The following is a 16176-nucleotide window of genomic DNA, read 5'->3' as shown; positions in this document are numbered from 1 at the left end:
CCTTGTATAGGCTGTTTCCGCCCATTGAGATCAGGAGCTGCATAACCGTTTCAAAGGGTAACTTTTTCTTTCGCGTAAAGTCTTTTTCGGGGTTTTTGACATACAGTGCTGGTGCGGCTGACATTTCTTGAATAAGGGATGTCAGCTTTTGTTTTAGTGAATTCGCGTACGTATTCATGGGCGAAACCTCCTCGTTTTTTCAAGGGGCTTCGCCACACATTTTCAACTGCTTGTCAAGTTCTTTTACTCTTTTTCACGCAAAAAAGGAGCAGGCTATCTTTCGATAACCTGCTCCTTTGCATAGATATTTGGTTCAACACCTTAACTTAATGACATTGTCCTGATAGGGGCGGCTTTTGTTGTCTTAATAAAAAGCACCATAGAAAATATCCGAGTGATCTATTTCTCTATTAATCTGCCTTAATTCACAAATTTAAGATTCACAGGGAGGTTATTCCACCTTATAATAGCGAATGTAGTCATAGTAACTATTTTAGGGGTGTTGGTTATGAGAAAGAAAATCATTGGTCTTACAGTTATTGGCGTTATTGCATTATCGGGAGTTGTAAGTGCAGCTAGCTTGTGGGGGACATACAAAGGTAACGATATTATTCGACTCACAGTAGATGGAACTCCGGTTAAAGTATCAGATGTACCGGCTATTAGTTACAATGGCCGTACTATGCTGCCTATTAATCTTTTGAAAAATGCGGGTATTACTTACACTTGGAATCAAAGCACTAAGACAGTCGATATTCAAACGAAGAAGAACCAAGTGGTGACTCGAACAGTTGGGATGAATTATCACGATGCTTATTTAAAGCTTAAGAAGTATGGTGTTACGGAAATTTACTCCTCTGTAGGGGAATCATCGAGTGGAGCTTTTGATTATGTTTCCGTAGAGTACAATGGAGTCGATTCTTCGCTTTCAGATGATGCTTTCAGTGAGATTCTAAGTGCTATATCTGCAACTCCTGCTGAGTATGTCTTCATTGGGTTTACAGATAAAGCCTACTATCAGGTTTTGAGTGAAGATATCCGGGAGTTTTATGCAGGCAATATTACAGGCGAAGAATTTTCTAAGCGTTTGTCATATAACGATGGAAGTACTGCATCATCAGGGACTCAGGACTAGCAGCACGAGTCTTTTAGCTAATCATTCATTGATATTTGCACATTCAAGAATACTCATAAGGGAGATACAAGGACCATCCTCCCTTATGAGGCTGCTTCTTTATCCCGCCGATCCGCCGTAATATATTGCTTTTGACCTTGGTCGCTCGGCTGCCTGCAGCTGCACATTACGTATCGCAGTCAGAGGGATGATATGCTCGTACATTTGAGTCTGGTATTTGACGTATTTCTCATCAATTTCAGTTATGGTTCCTTTTGATTTAAACCAAGTCCATTATAGCAGGAGAATTATTGACGATCCAAACAACAAAAAAAGCCTTGATTTCTCAAGGCTTTCGACGTTTAAATTATGGTGATCTGTAGTGGGCTCGAACCACTGACCCCTACCCTGTCAAGATAGTGCTCTCCCAGCTGAGCTAACAGATCATAGTAGTTGTTTCGTTAGTGACAAGTAATAATATAACAAACGAGAAAATGGATGTCAACCACTTTTCACAAAAAATTAGTCTAAACCGATATTCCGCCGCATAAGGTGTATTCAAAGGAAGGTATCCTTAGGGAGGCGGATTGTCTAGTGGCGGAAGCTGCTCATTTAGTTGTTTGGCTGGTTGGTTTGTTCGGTATCGTCGGTACGGTATGCGTATGTGTTGCCAAGATGGTCATCAATGATTCGATCGCCTATGATGAAGCCTTTGTATGGAAGCGTAAACTGCCCCCTGAAGCGAAGTCATCCAAACGGTAATTGAGGAAAGGTTTGCTTCGTTAGCTTCACGGGTATACTAGTCCCATCTCAATACGGGAGTGGTATACTTGAAGACAATTATGCTCTGCTGCATCGTTCTATTCCTGTTCGTATGCACGGGTTGCTTGCGCAAACAGTCAGAATCAGCAATGCCGAGTTCGACCTCTGTATTTAGCGACGTATATGATTCATCCGATAAAGGAAGAGCACTGGGACCGCAATCGTCAAGCAGAATAGAAACAGGCAGAATGAAGCCGCCGTTACGTGAAGATAACACGCCTTAAGTCCGGTTATGCTCCCCAGAGGGGCATGCCGGATTTTTTTGTATAAAACATCCCAAGATCAGCCATGCTACGAGAATACTTGCCAAAAGGAGGAATCCCCATGTACATGAGAATGCCGGAGCAATCCGAAGGAGCAGCTGGCGAACAGCGCGAGACATTCGTAGCGGTGCAGAAGAATGGCGATGGTGATCTAACCTCGTTCCAAACGTCCACTGGACGGGTGCTGAACTACGAGCAAGCACTTGCGGAAGTGGAGAGCGGTACGATTGCCGGTGTCAACGCGTTCAAAGGCAGAGACGGCGAGACGTACATCCGCGGCAACGCTGACGGTGATCCGACGAACAACCTGGATCAGCTGCCAAACTTCTAAGTTCAATATGGAAAAAAGCCCGCTCATCGAATCATCGAAGCGGGCTTTTCTTATTGTTCAATCGTATATCGCACATGCTGCTCGACGAAGCTCATAATGCCGGCTTTATCCTCGTAATCGGGCTTCACGTCCTCGTAGTGCATGAGCCAAATTCGCTCCTTAATATGATCCGGGAGCGAGGAGAGCTCATCCAATGTCGTATGAACGACACCTGGCGGCCGCAGCTGGCAATCGTGGAAGATGGTCTTGCATCCGCGATCCACGAGCTGATGCAGCAGCTCCGGGTTGAACTTCATATCGGCAGAGTAGAAGAACGACTCGTTAATATAGTAGGAAAAGCTGATTTTGTTCGGAATGTGGTCGGTTTGAATGGGTTCGACTGCAAGTCCAGGAAGCAGCTCGTTCTTAACTCCAGGCACGATCGGCCTGACGTCAAAATATTCATCAAGCGTCCCGCACTCATCCTGCAGCAGACCGCCCTTCAGCGAGCTCTCCCAGAGCGGTGTCACGAGTGACTCCGGAATGAAGAGCAGCGGCTTTCTTTTATAGATAAACTTCATCTGAAACGCCAACTCTTCCATGCCGCCGATATGATCAGCATGAATATGGCTTATTAGAATCGCATCGATATCGCTGACTGATTTGCCCAGTTTGTGCATGGACAACAGCGCCGTATTGCCGCAATCAAGCAGGATGGTGTGCTGTTCCGTATAGAGCAGGGCATTCGTATTGAAGTACAGCTTCGCAAACGCATTGCCCGTGCCGAGCATTTGGATATCCAAGGCGGTTGTCCTCCTAAGATGATAGGTTCCTCTCAAATTTATCATTTCTTCATGCAAATGGAAAGGGAAACCTTGGTCAGGCACCTATGAGCATCCGTCCACATACGATGGCTATGAACGGATTGTAAAGATAGGCAGGTGCGGATAACTATGGCCGGTAAAGGCAAAGCAACGAAGAAGAAGAAAAGCGCTTCAGACCGCAAACAGGCGGTGCTGAAACTCGTCTTGTCAGACACATGCGCAGTATGCAAAACGCCATGTGCGAGAGGGATGCGGTATTACGAAAGCATGAAGCAGCCAGGAGCTATTGGCAAAGGCGTGCCTTGTATTTTGACCCGTACTTACGTGTAACGGGCATCTTGGCACTAGCTGTCATTTCCCGGGCAAGCGCAGTTTTCGGCATGATATGACAACATCTGGTAAGGAAAAAATGTTTTCAATTGGCGCAACTTTGGACGACTTGGTGAGTATAACCATACAACCATATAAACGGACGGAGGTTTGCAGCCATGAAGTTCAGAAAGCTTCTTCTTTTGACGCTCGTCTTGTCGCTGTGGGGCGGAACGATGCTTTTCGCGGATTCTGCATCGCAGAAGGTGCGTGTAATCGTGAATGGCGGCGAGCTTGACGATGCAGGTATTTTCACAGACGGGAAGACGTATTTATCCGCAAGACAGGTAGCGAATTCACTCCAGGCACTCGTAAACTGGGATGATAGCTCGAGGAAAGTAACGATTTACAAGCCGAACGTGCACATGTTCCTGTTCCAGGACTCTACGATTTTCGGTAACGTTACGAAGGGCAACAAAATCACGTTCAAAGTATTCGCTCAAATCGATAACCTGCTGACGGACATCTCCGCAGTGAAAGTGTCGATTGCGGATCCGAGCGGCGATGAACAGACGATTCAATCGAAGAGTGTCTCCATCGATAAGGACAACTTCTGGTACCGGACGGATGACTACACGTATACATTCGATAAAGCAGGCAAGTATACGATTAATTTCTATATGAAGTTAGCCGGCAGCGACGATTGGAAGATCGTCTCCGAGAAAACGATAACAGCCAAGTCCTAATACGAAATGAGCGAAGCGCCGCGGCCTATATAGGTTTGCGGCGCTTTCGTTTGACCCTGAGGATGCTTACATGTTACGATACGGATGAAATGAATCAAGAATGGAAATGAGGGTACCTTCAATGAGCGAACACGTACATGATGAGAATTGCAACCATGATCATGACCACGAAGAGCATGTATTCCTAGTCACGGACGAGGAAGGCGTAGAACGTGAAATGGTTATGGTATTTACGTTTGAATCCGAAGATCAAGTATATTCCGTGTTGCTGGATCGCAACGATCCGGAAGCTGACGGAATTATTTTCCGTATTGAAGAAGAGGACGGCGAAGCATTCCTCGTTGGTATCGAAGACGATGCCGAGTGGGAGCGCGTAACGAAGCTGTACGAAGAAATTGCGCAACGCGAGAACGAACAAGCGTAAGCAATAAGAATAACACAAGAAACTCCGAAGCCAATGGCCTCGGAGTTTTCTTATTTCCGCGAAACGCAAGCTGTTGCCATAATGATGGCGACAGCCGTTTGCGCTTATTTCCGCGAAACGTAAGCTTGTGCCACGCTGATGGCAACAGCCGTTTGCGCTTATTTCCGCGAAACGTAAGCTTGTGCCACGCTGATGGCAACAGCCGTTTGCGCTTATTTCCGCGGATTATAGTAAATGGTACGTCCGTTAAACATTTTCAGTTCAGCTTGCAGATGTTTGGCAAAGTACTTGCACAGTTCATTCGCTTTCGACTTGTCGCCATGCGTCGCAGAATCAGGGAGCACGACTTGGACATGCGAGATTGTCGATTCGCCGCTAGTCTCTGAGCCAACACCGAACAGGATATAGTTATACTGCGGCGTCGTTCCTTTCAAATAAAACCACCGATTCTCCTCACCGGGCTTCGTCTCAATCGTATAAGGAAATGCGGCGTCGGTATAGTCCCAGCCCAATTGCTGGCCTGTAAGCGATGTTTGTTCCTTGTATCGGCCGAGCCGTTCCTTCACGTCGCTTAGGCTGAGATGATCCACGGCAGAACCTTGCACAAATTTAATGTAAGCGCTTTGACTCATAATGCCCACCCCCTTCCACATCATAGCATTATCGCAACAGCATTGACAATAACCGGAAGTTCGAAGAAATGGACATGGGCAAAATAAAGCCCCAGCCTCCTTAGTGAAAAAGAAGAGCTGGGGCGAAAGAGGTATGCGAGCGGAAGTGAGAGATACTAGGAGATCGCTTCTTCCTCGACGATTACCTTTACATATTGAATGCTGCGGTCTTCCGGACCTTTGACCGGCAGGCCTACTTCGACGTGATCGACGATGTAGTCGATGTTCGTCTGGGAGATGACCTCGCCCGGGAGCAGGATCGGGATGCCCGGCGGATAGACGTAGATGAACTCGGCGATGATCCGGCCAGCCGATTCCTTGAACGGCACGACTTCTGTTTCCGCGTAGAACGCTTCACGAGGCGTCAGTGACAAATGCGGAATCTCTGGAATCTTGACGATGAGCTCGTTCGCTTCATTCACTTTATGCTGCTCTGCCAGATCGCGAAGCGCATGTATCAAAGTGCCGATGGAGTCATACGTATCACCCGGCGTAACGAGTGCGAGAATGTTATACATATCGCTCATCTCAACCTCGATGTTGTGATGGTCGCGCAGCCAGTTCTCTGTCTCGTAGCCAGTAATGCCAAGATGGCGTACGTGAATGGTCAGCTTCGTCGGATCGTAATCGTACGTTGCTTCGCCGCCGAGAATTTCTTCGCCGATGCAGTAGAGGCCCGGCATTTTGTTAATTTCAGCACGTGCATGCTGCGCGAGTTCGATCGCTTTATCCGCAATCTCATGACCGTTGATCGCCAAGTTGCGGCGAGTGGTGTCCAGAGAAGCGAGCAGAATGTACGAGGTCGACGTCGACGTTAGCATACTCATGATTGTCTGTACGCGATGCGGATTAATGCGGCCTTTGCGCACGTTAAGAACCGAGCTTTGCGTCATGGAACCGCCCAGCTTGTGAACGCTTGTTGCTGCCATATCCGCGCCGGCTTGCATCGCCGACATCGGAAGCTTCTCGTGGAAGTGAATGAGCACGCCATGCGCTTCGTCAACGAGAACCGGGATATCGTAGCTGTGTACGAGATCTACGATTTCCTTCAAATCTGCGCAGATACCATAGTACGTCGGGTTAATAACGAGCACTGCTTTTGCGTCATGGTGACGGTCAAGCGCGCGCTTCACGGCTTTTGTCGTGATGCCGTGATCGATACCGAGATTGGAATCGCGGGCAGGCGAAATGAACACGGGACGGGCACCTGCGAAAATAATCGCGGACATGACCGATTTGTGAATATTGCGCGGCACGATGATTTTGTCGCCCGGATTGCAGACGGACATAATCATTGTAATGATGGCGCCGCTTGTTCCTTGTACGGAAAAAAAGGTATAATCAGCTCCGAAAGCATCGGCTGCCAATTTTTGGGCCTCTTCGATAACGCCAGTCGGCTGGTGCAAGTCATCGAGCGGCGCGATATTTATAAGGTCGATGGACAACGCATTGTCACCGATAAATTCGCGAAATTCTGCATCGCTCCCTAGACCTTTTTTATGTCCGGGAATGTGAAATTGTACAGGGTTATTAGCCGCATGGTTGCGCAGCGCGCTGAACAGCGGGGTCCGGGTATGATCCATTTGCATTCATCCCAGCCTTTCGTGTTAGTGTGAGTGTGTTTACAAACAAAGCCCAGTATAGCAAAACTAGGGGGGATTGCAAGTAACTTTTTTGCTTAGAATAATTGGGACTCATTCATAATGCAAAGCAAGCATGGAAGGGGAACGAGTATGAAAATCGCGAAAGGCTGGGCTGGAAAAAAAGTATTATCGTCACCATTTGTCGTCCAGCTGCTCATTATTATGTATTTGGTTGAATTCGTGAAGGGAGCTTTGCTCGTCTCGATTCTACCTGTTTATATGAGACAAGCGCTCGATCTGTCCGCCTATGCGGTCGGTTGGGCACTCGCGCTTCAATATATAGGCGATAACGCCTTCCGCAGTCCGCTTGGCTGGGTCATCGACCGGATCGGCTACAGGTTCGTCATGCTGTTCGGCGTCTTGTTCACAACCGCCTCCGTCGTGATCGTCTCATTCACGAGCGGAATGGGATGGATTGTCGTCGCTTGTCTGCTGCTCGGAGTAGGGACATCACCGCTATGGCCATGTGTCATCAACGGGGCGACAACCGTTGCGGGCAACGAATCCAGCGGAACCATTATGAGCGTCGTCTATATGGCGTGGCTCACTGGTGTTGGCTGCGGACCAATCGTCATTAACTTCTTTATTGTACATACGTATACACCCGCCTTTCGAATATTGCTTGGCATGATGGTTGTCGTTATCCTTGTGGCGTGGTTCCTGCCAGGTCGTAAACAATCGCTGGCACTTGAGAATCGGGACGAGGCTCCTGTAGCGGCTGCGGCGGAACATGCAGGGGAGCATCATTTGCCATGGCTCGAGCGCGTTCGCCGCTACTTCGCAAGAGTGGGCAAGTCGCTGCACGCCAGCAAGCTGCTGTATCCAGCCATGTTTCTTCAGAACCTTGCACTAGGGCTGTTGACACCGGTGCTGACTCAATTTGCTCGTACGGTGCTTCATCTCACGCCGGAGCAGTACAGCTTGTACTTGATCTGCAGCGGGGCGGTGATCGTGCTTGGCCTCATTCCTGTCGGCAAGTGGGTCGATAAATTCGGAACCAGATGGTTCTTGCATGTTGGCTTCTTAACTGGCGCGATATCGTTGTCGATCTTAGGCTACACGCGTAATTTACCGCTTGTAATGGTTATTATCGCCTTCGTAGGGCTTGGCTACGCCTGTATTATTCCGGCTTGGAACGCGCTGATCGCTCAGGCGATCCCGAAAGCGGAGCGGGGAGCGGTGTGGGGCTTCTTCCTGACCATCGAAGGACTTGGCACGGTAGTTGGCAGTATCATGTCAGGAAAACTATGGGATGTACTGGGTCCACATGCTCCGTTTCTCGTTAGCGGCGCCGATCTGCTCGTCTTGTTTGTTCTTCATTTGTTCATAACAAGACATAAGGCAGATGTGGTACGATGATGGAGTGGAGGGAACAAGATGATCAAAGACAAACGACTTGGCGTCGTGATGATGATGCTCATTACGACATTTATCGGGTTTGGGATTATTATTCCGGTTTTGCCGGAGCTTATTAAAAAGGCAAGTCCGGGCGCGGTTGAATTCCATACCGGACTCATGTTATCCATCTATTCGGCAGTAGCGTTCCTGCTGTCTCCGATCTGGGGAGGACTGTCCGACCGGATCGGCCGTCGTCCAGTTATTCTGATCGGGGTTCTCGGCTTCGCTGCAAGCTTCCTGCTGTTCGGCATTGCAGACGGCAGCCTGCCGATCATGTACGCATCCAGAATATTAGGCGGTCTGTTCTCAGGAGCCGTAACTTCCGTAATCGTCGCTTATGTAGCAGATATAACGCCGCCCGACCAGCGGACAAGAGGTATGGGACTTGTCGGCATGTCGATCGGCCTTGGCTTCACGATCGGTCCTGGCTTCGGCGGACTATTAAGTCTCGTATCGCAAAATACACCGTTCTTCGCGGCAGCTGCGCTCGCACTCATCACGTTTCTGATTGCCGTGACGAAGATGCCGGAATCACTCACACCTGAGATGAGAGCGGCAGCAGGCGAGAAGAAGCCTTCCCGGTGGAAGGCGTTCACCGGTTCGCTCAAATATTTGTACGTGCTCGCGCTGATCGTATCGGTCTCGCTTGCAGGCCTTGAAGCGACGCTGCAGCTGTTCGGCATGAAGCGCTTCGATGTCACTCCGCTTCAAGTCGGCATCATGTTCCTCGTCTGCGGCCTTGTCGGCGCGCTAATCCAAGGCGGCGTCGTTCGCAGGCGGATTCGCAAAGGGCAAGAGCCAATGTACATCGCGGCTGGACTCGTAATCTCGGCTATAGGTTTCCTGCTTCTCGTGACGGCACACAGCCTGACGACAGCAACGATATACCTCGCGATCTTCGGTATCGGCAACGCGCTTATCCGTCCATGCGTAACCTCATTAATTACGCAGAAGACGACCGTTGGACAAGGGGTTGCTTCCGGACTTAGCTCTTCGATGGACAGCCTCGGCCGCATCATCGGTCCGCTAGTCGGCGCAGCGTTGTTCTCCGCCGAAATTACATTGCCTTATGTGGCAGGCGGCTTGCTCTCGCTGGCGGGAATCGTGCTGCTGCTGCGGTTCCGCGCGCTGGACAACACAGCGTCACACAAGGCCGGTGTGTTATCTGAATAATAGGTAGGTTACAATAGGATTATAAAGACGTGTACGGGGAGACCGTGCGCGTCTTCTTTTGTTATCAATTAGGGCGAATGGAGGTAACGATCCATGTCAACGAGAAGGATGGTCGTCATCGGTTTCTGCATTGCTGCGATTGTGATTGCTGTGTTGATCGTGAGTATCGTTTCCTTCGGAACTTCCGATCAGGCCCCTCTTCCGAAAACAATGAATGCACTGCAGCAAGACCGCGCACTGCTTGAGACGTATATGAAATCAAACTACAGGGATGCTTACGCCGGTGCTTTTACCGAGGATGGACATACTGTAATGCTGCTGACGCAAAGCTCGAAATCGGTGCAGCAAGAAGCAGCCATCAGAGGCAAGAGCAAGATGAGCGATAAGCTGAAGATCAGCTATGTGAAGTATTCTTACGATCAACTCGTGCAAGGCAAAGCGAAAATTTTTCAACATGCGGAAGCGCTCCGCATCGGGGGAGTCGGGTTAGATGAAACGAAGAATAAAGTGAATATCTATATCTCGCAAGAAGAGCTCGACAAGCATAAGCGTGCCATTACGGAAATCATCAATGAGGATATGGTGAACTGGGTAATCGGAGATATAAAGGTGCAATATCAAGCAGGAACGGGAAAATAGAAGGGCACCTCATCATAATGAGGTGCCCTTGAATGTTTGGTTTACTAACCGTTATAGCCAAGCCCGCGCATGATAAATCGAATGGTTTCGTCGCGTTCTTTCGCATCATCCCATACCGCATCTTCGCGTTCGCCGTAAATGGTACGAACAGCGATATAACCCATAATGGTGGATATGCACAGCCTAATGATCGTACTCGAAGGCAAGTCAACCATTTGGCCTTGCGCTTGGAATTTGACGACGATCTTCTGAAGCCGTTCAAGCACCTTCGCAAGAATATCTTTCTGGATATGCACCTGCAGTTCCGGGTGAAACGGAATTTCTTGCAGTAGGATCTTCAGAATGCTGCGATGTTTCTGGATAAACTCAATCCGATTCTCTATCATCGCTCGCAGCACCTCGTCGAAATGCTCGTAATTGGAATCAAGCACTTTGCCGAAGCCGCGCATGACGAACGGCGCGATGAGCTTCGTTACCGCCGGAGCTACAATAGAGAGGAGCAGCTCCTTCTTCGTCTTATAATGGCGGAAGATCGTGCCTTCGGCGACTCCGGCGCGCTGCGCGATCTCGCTTGTCGAAGAAGCGGCGTAGCCTTTCTCGGCGAATACTTCAATGGCGGACGCCAAGATTTTCGCCTGCTTCTCGGTCATCTTCTCGCTGGCCGTTTCGTTCTTCAAGAGCTCTTCCATCCACTGCTCCATCGTTTCGGTCATTCCCAATCAACTCCTAAGGTTGCCCCAATCGCTGTCTATCAACTAGCCACGATCATATCACATCAGGCCTGCTGTTGTTAAATCGAACGGTGCTTCTTCAGCGCAAGCACGTTGAGCAGCGCGAAGATAATCGAGAAGCCGAGCAATACATAGATATCGAGCTGAATATCGCTGAAGCCTTCGCCTCGGATCATAATGCCTCGCATCGCGTCCGCACCATAGTAGAGGGGCATGATACGACTCAAGCCTTGCAGCCACGGCGTCATCGAATCCAGATTGAACAGGCCGGAGAAGAACACCTGCGGCACAACCACAATCGGGATGAACTGAATGATCTGAAACTCATTGCTTGCAAAAGAAGACAGCAGCGTCCCAAGGGTCAGCGCGGTAAGCGACAATAGCAAATTCATCAGCAGCACAAGCCAGATCGATCCGTCCATATAGAGCCCGAGGATATCGATGGCGAACCAAGCGATGAGTGCGGCTTGCAGCAGGGTGAAGAGACCAAAGCCAGTCAAGTATCCAAGCACGACTTCGAATCTTCGAATTGGCGTTGCAAGCAACCGCTCAAGCGTTCCGCTGGTTCGTTCGCGAAGGAACGAAACGCCTGCGAGCATGAACACGAAGAAGAAGGAGAAGAAGCCGATCAGAACAGGGCCAAAATAGTCGAATGAAGCCATATCGGCGCTGCCGTGCAAATACGTTACAGCTGGCGCGACACCCGGCTCTTCCGCGCTCATAGTGCGCTGGAGGAGAAGGAGCACCATTTTGCTCGTGGAAGGGTCGCTGCCTTCAAGCGTGATGTCAGGCTTACCGCCGGCAAGCGAGAGCACCGCATCCAAAGAGCCGTCCTTCAGTGCTTGATCGGCAGCGCCAGCATCGTCGTACTTCGTTACGTTTGCATCCGAGCTGGATAACCGTTCGACGATGGCAGCGGGAATTTGAACGACACCGATGTTCGGCTCAACGGCATTGCCGTTAAAAACAAGCTTCATTAATGTAAGAATGAGCAGAGGAGCAAGGAACAGTAGTGCCAGTGTTCTCTTATCGCGTACAAACTGGCGAATAATTCGAATGGCTAGCGCGCGGATTCTCATGCCCGAACACCTCCCCCGTAAACGATGAACGCTTCTTCAATAGTTGCTGTGCCGCTCTTCTCCTTAATCGCGGCAGGTGTATCAATCGCAATCAGCTTGCCGTCGCGGATCATGCCGAGACGATCGCACTTCTCAGCCTCGTCCATGACATGCGTCGTCAAGATGATCGTCGTCCCGCGTTCCCGCATCGCGCCGAGCTCATGCCAGATGGATTGACGCAGCACCGGGTCAATCCCGACCGTCGGCTCATCGAGGATGAGCAGCTCCGGTTCATGCAGCAGCGCAAGAGCCAGCGACAAGCGGCGTTTCATCCCGCCGGAATAGGAGGCAACCGTCTTGTTCAGGTGGTCCTGCAGGTTTACGATCGCCATTGCCTCTTGAATACGGGACCCGAGCTGTTTGCCTTTCAGCCCGAAGAGCGAGCCGAAGAAGGTAAGATTCTCCTTAGCCGTCAGCTCGTTATAGAGCGCGTCGGACTGCGCCATATAACCGAACCGCTGCAGCATAGCCAGCTTCGGCATCCGTTCGCCGAGCATGACGACGCTGCCGCCGTCGGCTTTGTCGATGCCGGTGATCAGCTTGATCAGCGTTGTTTTGCCTGAGCCGGATGGTCCGAGCAGTCCAAGCAGCTCGCCGCGCTCGACCCCGAACGAGATATCGTCGAGGACGGTTTTGTCGCCGAAGCGCCGGGTAATGTTGCGAACATCCACGACCGGAGCGGCTGTTGAAGTTGATGGATTAGATGACATGAAGACTCACATCCTTTATTATCAAAATGAGTGATTACTCACTTCAATCATAACTCGCGTCAAGGCTGCTGTAAAGTGAGTAATCACTCACGACTTGTCTCGAGACGCATCTGCGCCTCCGTCTTAGGTCGGGGATAAAGACTGGTCTAGAGACGTTTACAGATAACACTTGAATTCGGTATTCTTTAACAGGGAGTCATAGGAAAACCATATGAAGGGAGAAAATGAATAATAATGCAATGGATTACCAAATGGGCTTTCAATAACAAAGCCGCAATGAAACTCGTAGTGCTAATGGCACTCGTAATGGGGGTTATCAGTTACTTCCGGCTGCCGATGGAGTTCCTGCCTGAAGCTGACAATCCGATGGTAACGATCGCCGCGATTGGGCCGGGCTATGATGCCAAATCGATGGAGACAGAAGTAACAGCCAAGCTCGAAGAGGCTGTGCAATTCGTTAAAGGAAAGAGCCTCATGACCTCGTCATCCGGTAACGGCTTCTCGAAGATCGATCTTTCTTTTGACTCGAAAACAAATATGAAGGATGCAAAGGCGGAAGTTGAAGCAGCTGTTCGCTCCGTGCAGCTTCCTGAACGTGTTATGACACCGTATGTGGTGCAATTCAACACATCGATGATTCCGATCTCTTGGGTATCGATCAATCTCGACGGTATCAAAGAAGCAGACCGCGACAAAGCGGAGAAGGACATTATCAACGCGTTCAAGAAAGTGGACGGCGCAGGCGATGTTTCGCTCAGCGGCAAATCGACGCCTAACGTTACAGTAACACCGGATGCAGATAAGCTTGCTTCCAAAGGCATACCATTCCAAGCACTAATGGGCGTTCTGCAAAACCGCGGCGTAGCAGCTTCCATCGGCGAGAAAACAATCGATGGCGCGTCCGGCAACATTAACGTAGAAGCTTCGATCAACGATCTGGATACGCTGCGGAAGATGCCAGTCGCTGACGGCGTAACGCTTGGCGATGTAGCCACTGTTGAACCGCAAAATCAACTGGAGAGCATCAGCAGCTTGGATGGCAAGAACGTGCTTATGCTCACCATCTCGAAAACAGCTGACGCGAATGCCGTTAAAGTCGGCAATGGCGTACAGGATGAAGTAGATCGCCTGAACAAAGATATGAAGGGCGTGGACATCAAAGTGCTTTCGAGCACATCCGAGCAAGTCGTGCATTCCGTAAACTCGATGCTTCGCGAAGTATTGATGGGTGCATTGTTCGCCACAATCGTTATCCTGCTGTTCATGCGCAACCTGCGTGCAACGCTCGTAACGATCGTATCGATTCCGCTTTCCCTTGGTATTACACTGTATTTGCTTCAAATGTCCGGCATTACACTTAACATCATTACACTTGGCGGCGTTGCCGTAGCGGTAGGCCGTCTCGTAGACGATAGTATCGTTGTTATCGAGAACGTTTACCGCCGCGTGCAGAAAGAGCAATTCTCTGTACAGCTCGTTATGGATGCGACAAAAGAAGTAGCGACAGCGATCACATCCTCAACGCTCGTAACGGTAGCGGTATTCTTGCCAATGGGCTTGCTCCGCGGTTCGCTGCAAGCATTCCTGCTTCCTTTTGCACTGACAGTAACGTACTCGCTTCTTGCATCCTTGCTCGTTGCGCTGACAGTCGTACCGATCTTGAGCGCGGTATTGCTGCGTAACACGAAGATGAAAGAGCACGAAGGCTCCAAACGTTTCGCGAACTTCCTGGCTTGGAACCTGCAGCACAAATGGCTTCCGATTCTGATCGCAATTGTATTGTTGGTCGGTTCGGTTGGCGCGTACATGGCGATGCCGAAAGGCGCGCTCGACTCTTCCAATGTGGAGAACTTGAACATCACGCTTGAATATCCAAGTGAAACACCGCATGACAAAGTCGTTGAAGAAGGCCGCAAGCTGGAGAAATTCATCAATAGCCGCGATGAAATTGACTGGGCGCTTATGCAGAACGGCAACAGCGCGGACGGTGCGAAGTTCGGTGAAGTATCGTCGCCGACACTTGTCACGTATCTCGTTGATATGAAGGCTGGCGCAGATGCTGATAAGCTGATTGAAGCGATTAAAGCAGAGCGTAAGAATTACCCAGGTGCTGACCTGAATGCCGGTGCAATGGACTTCGCAGGCGGCGGCAGCTCGACTCAAATTACGATTGACGTAACAGGCGACGACCTTGAAGCGATCTCCAAAGGTGCAGATCAGGTTATGGCCGCGATCAAACCGGTGAAAGACGTCATTAAAGTGAAGTCGAACCAAGAGCAGAAGAAACCGGTTTACACATTCCAAATGGATCCGCTCAAATCCAAAGCCGGAGAAGTTGCACAGCAGCTGCAAGGCATGCTGAACCCGATCCCGCTCGGCACTGTAAATGTGGATGGCCGTACGACTAGCGTTATTTTGCAGCCGATGGCTGATCCGAAGACAGAAGCTGATCTGAATCAGCTGACGATTATGACAGCAACTGGCCCAGCATCGGTATCCTCCGTTGCGAAGCTTGTGAAGTCTGACCAACCAAGCCAGTACTTCAACAAAGACGGCAAGCCTTACGTTCGTGTGACGGCAGACGTTGAACCTAGCCAATTGTCGATCGTAGGCAAAGAAATCACGAAGAAGGTCGGCGACCTGAAAGCTCCGGAAGGCGTGAAGTTCGCTGTTGGCGGCGCATCGGCAGACCAATCCTCCGATTTCGCGGATCTCGGTATCATCATGATGATCGCAATCGGTATCGTATACTTGATCATGGTTGTTACATTCAAAACACTGCGTGCACCACTTGCAATCCTGTGCTCGCTGCCGCTTGCAGCAATCGGCGCAGTCGTTGGATTGATCGTATCGAACATCTCGCCTGACTTCACAGCGGTATTCGGCGCACTGATGCTTGTCGGTATCGTTGTAACGAACGCGATCGTACTCATCGACCGCGTCAAACAGAACGAGAAGCACATGACGATTCGCGAATCGCTAATCGAAGCAGCGGCAACGCGTGCACGTCCGATTCTGATGACAGCAATTGCTACAATCTCGGCGATGCTGCCGCTCGTATTCGGCTCCTCCGAGAGCGGAAGCATCGTATCGCAAAGCCTTGCGATCGTTGTAATCGGCGGTCTGGCAGCAGCAACACTGCTTACACTGTTGATCATCCCTTGTATTTACGAGCTGTTCTTCTTCCGTAAATCGAAGCGTCAACGCAAAGCACAAGCAGCAGGCGCAAGCCACGCAGCATAAGTTCAATAGAAGAAGCCTTACGACCAATCCTTGAGGAA

At 50.0% G+C, this 16176-nt stretch carries 16 protein-coding genes and 1 tRNA gene; 10 read left to right on the top strand and 7 right to left on the bottom strand.

Features of this window, described 5'->3' with window-relative positions; genetic code table 11:
• The first annotated feature begins 508 nt into the window (after window positions 1-508).
• Window positions 509-1135: a stalk domain-containing protein gene (locus A8990_RS21095; RefSeq protein WP_116191022.1), complete on the top strand. Its 627-nt coding sequence runs from the start codon at window positions 509-511 to the stop codon at window positions 1133-1135.
• Window positions 1136-1484: 349 nt separating this feature from the next.
• Here the strand turns inward: A8990_RS21095 and A8990_RS21090 are convergent.
• Window positions 1485-1560 (bottom strand) — tRNA-Val (locus A8990_RS21090).
• Between the two features lie 148 nt (window positions 1561-1708).
• On the opposite strand from A8990_RS21090, the gene A8990_RS21085 reads away from it, so the two are divergent.
• Both A8990_RS21085 and A8990_RS21080 read left to right on the top strand, forming a co-directional pair.
• Window positions 1709-1876, top strand: coding sequence for a hypothetical protein (locus A8990_RS21085; RefSeq protein ID WP_245996134.1), 168 nt, complete (start codon window positions 1709-1711; stop codon window positions 1874-1876).
• Window positions 1877-2260: 384 nt separating this feature from the next.
• On the top strand, window positions 2261-2530 hold the full coding sequence (locus tag A8990_RS21080) for a DUF3892 domain-containing protein (RefSeq protein ID WP_245996133.1): 270 nt from the start codon (window positions 2261-2263) through the stop codon (window positions 2528-2530).
• A 50-nt stretch (window positions 2531-2580) separates the two neighbouring features.
• Here the strand turns inward: A8990_RS21080 and A8990_RS21075 are convergent, their stop codons facing one another.
• Entirely contained in the window at window positions 2581-3357 is a 777-nt protein-coding gene (locus A8990_RS21075; RefSeq protein WP_116191031.1) for an MBL fold metallo-hydrolase, read from the bottom strand.
• A gap of 105 nt (window positions 3358-3462) precedes the next feature.
• Between A8990_RS21075 and A8990_RS21070 the strand changes: the two genes are divergently transcribed.
• From A8990_RS21070 to A8990_RS21060, 3 genes are all read left to right on the top strand, one after another.
• Window positions 3463-3663: a hypothetical protein gene (locus tag A8990_RS21070; RefSeq protein ID WP_116191021.1), complete on the top strand. Its 201-nt coding sequence runs from the start codon at window positions 3463-3465 to the stop codon at window positions 3661-3663.
• Between the two features lie 158 nt (window positions 3664-3821).
• On the top strand, window positions 3822-4388 hold the full coding sequence (locus A8990_RS21065) for a stalk domain-containing protein (protein WP_116191020.1): 567 nt from the start codon (window positions 3822-3824) through the stop codon (window positions 4386-4388).
• A 121-nt stretch (window positions 4389-4509) separates the two neighbouring features.
• A complete protein-coding gene (locus A8990_RS21060; RefSeq protein ID WP_116191019.1) occupies window positions 4510-4812 on the top strand; it encodes a DUF1292 domain-containing protein in 303 nt (100 codons plus the stop codon).
• Between the two features lie 212 nt (window positions 4813-5024).
• Here the strand turns inward: A8990_RS21060 and A8990_RS21055 are convergent, their stop codons facing one another.
• Together A8990_RS21055 and A8990_RS21050 are read right to left on the bottom strand one after the other, a co-directional pair.
• Window positions 5025-5444 carry a DUF1885 family protein gene (locus tag A8990_RS21055; RefSeq protein WP_116191018.1) on the bottom strand — a complete coding sequence of 140 codons (420 nt, stop codon included), beginning with the start codon at window positions 5442-5444 and terminating at the stop codon, window positions 5025-5027.
• A gap of 155 nt (window positions 5445-5599) precedes the next feature.
• Window positions 5600-7066: an aminotransferase class I/II-fold pyridoxal phosphate-dependent enzyme gene (locus tag A8990_RS21050; protein ID WP_116191017.1), complete on the bottom strand. Its 1467-nt coding sequence runs from the start codon at window positions 7064-7066 to the stop codon at window positions 5600-5602.
• 150 nt (window positions 7067-7216) lie between these two features.
• Between A8990_RS21050 and A8990_RS21045 the strand changes: the two genes are divergently transcribed.
• The 3 genes from A8990_RS21045 (at window position 7217) to A8990_RS21035 (ending at window position 10336) form a co-directional block, all read left to right on the top strand.
• Window positions 7217-8485: an MFS transporter gene (locus A8990_RS21045; RefSeq protein WP_116191016.1), complete on the top strand. Its 1269-nt coding sequence runs from the start codon at window positions 7217-7219 to the stop codon at window positions 8483-8485.
• 18 nt (window positions 8486-8503) lie between these two features.
• Window positions 8504-9697, top strand: coding sequence for an MFS transporter (locus A8990_RS21040; protein ID WP_116191015.1), 1194 nt, complete (start codon window positions 8504-8506; stop codon window positions 9695-9697).
• 93 nt (window positions 9698-9790) lie between these two features.
• A complete protein-coding gene (locus A8990_RS21035; protein WP_116191014.1) occupies window positions 9791-10336 on the top strand; it encodes a hypothetical protein in 546 nt (181 codons plus the stop codon).
• A 44-nt stretch (window positions 10337-10380) separates the two neighbouring features.
• Here the strand turns inward: A8990_RS21035 and A8990_RS21030 are convergent, their stop codons facing one another.
• The 3 genes from A8990_RS21030 to A8990_RS21020 form a co-directional block, all read right to left on the bottom strand.
• Window positions 10381-11049 carry a TetR/AcrR family transcriptional regulator gene (locus A8990_RS21030; protein ID WP_116191013.1) on the bottom strand — a complete coding sequence of 223 codons (669 nt, stop codon included), beginning with the start codon at window positions 11047-11049 and terminating at the stop codon, window positions 10381-10383.
• Window positions 11050-11126: 77 nt separating this feature from the next.
• Window positions 11127-12146, bottom strand: a complete 1020-nt coding sequence (locus A8990_RS21025; protein ID WP_116191012.1) for an ABC transporter permease — start codon at window positions 12144-12146, stop codon at window positions 11127-11129.
• Window positions 12143-12895 carry an ABC transporter ATP-binding protein gene (locus A8990_RS21020; RefSeq protein ID WP_116191011.1) on the bottom strand — a complete coding sequence of 251 codons (753 nt, stop codon included), beginning with the start codon at window positions 12893-12895 and terminating at the stop codon, window positions 12143-12145. The genes A8990_RS21025 and A8990_RS21020 overlap by 4 nt, the downstream gene beginning before the upstream one ends.
• A gap of 234 nt (window positions 12896-13129) precedes the next feature.
• Between A8990_RS21020 and A8990_RS21015 the strand changes: the two genes are divergently transcribed.
• On the top strand, window positions 13130-16138 hold the full coding sequence (locus A8990_RS21015) for an efflux RND transporter permease subunit (protein ID WP_116191010.1): 3009 nt from the start codon (window positions 13130-13132) through the stop codon (window positions 16136-16138).
• Window positions 16139-16176 lie beyond the last annotated feature (38 nt).

The organism is Paenibacillus taihuensis, from assembly GCF_003386535.1.
In the GTDB taxonomy this organism is placed as follows: domain Bacteria; phylum Bacillota; class Bacilli; order Paenibacillales; family Paenibacillaceae; genus Paenibacillus_Z; species Paenibacillus_Z taihuensis.
The sequence above is the reverse complement of the archived record's forward strand: the minus strand, read 5'-3'. Positions and strand labels throughout refer to the sequence as shown.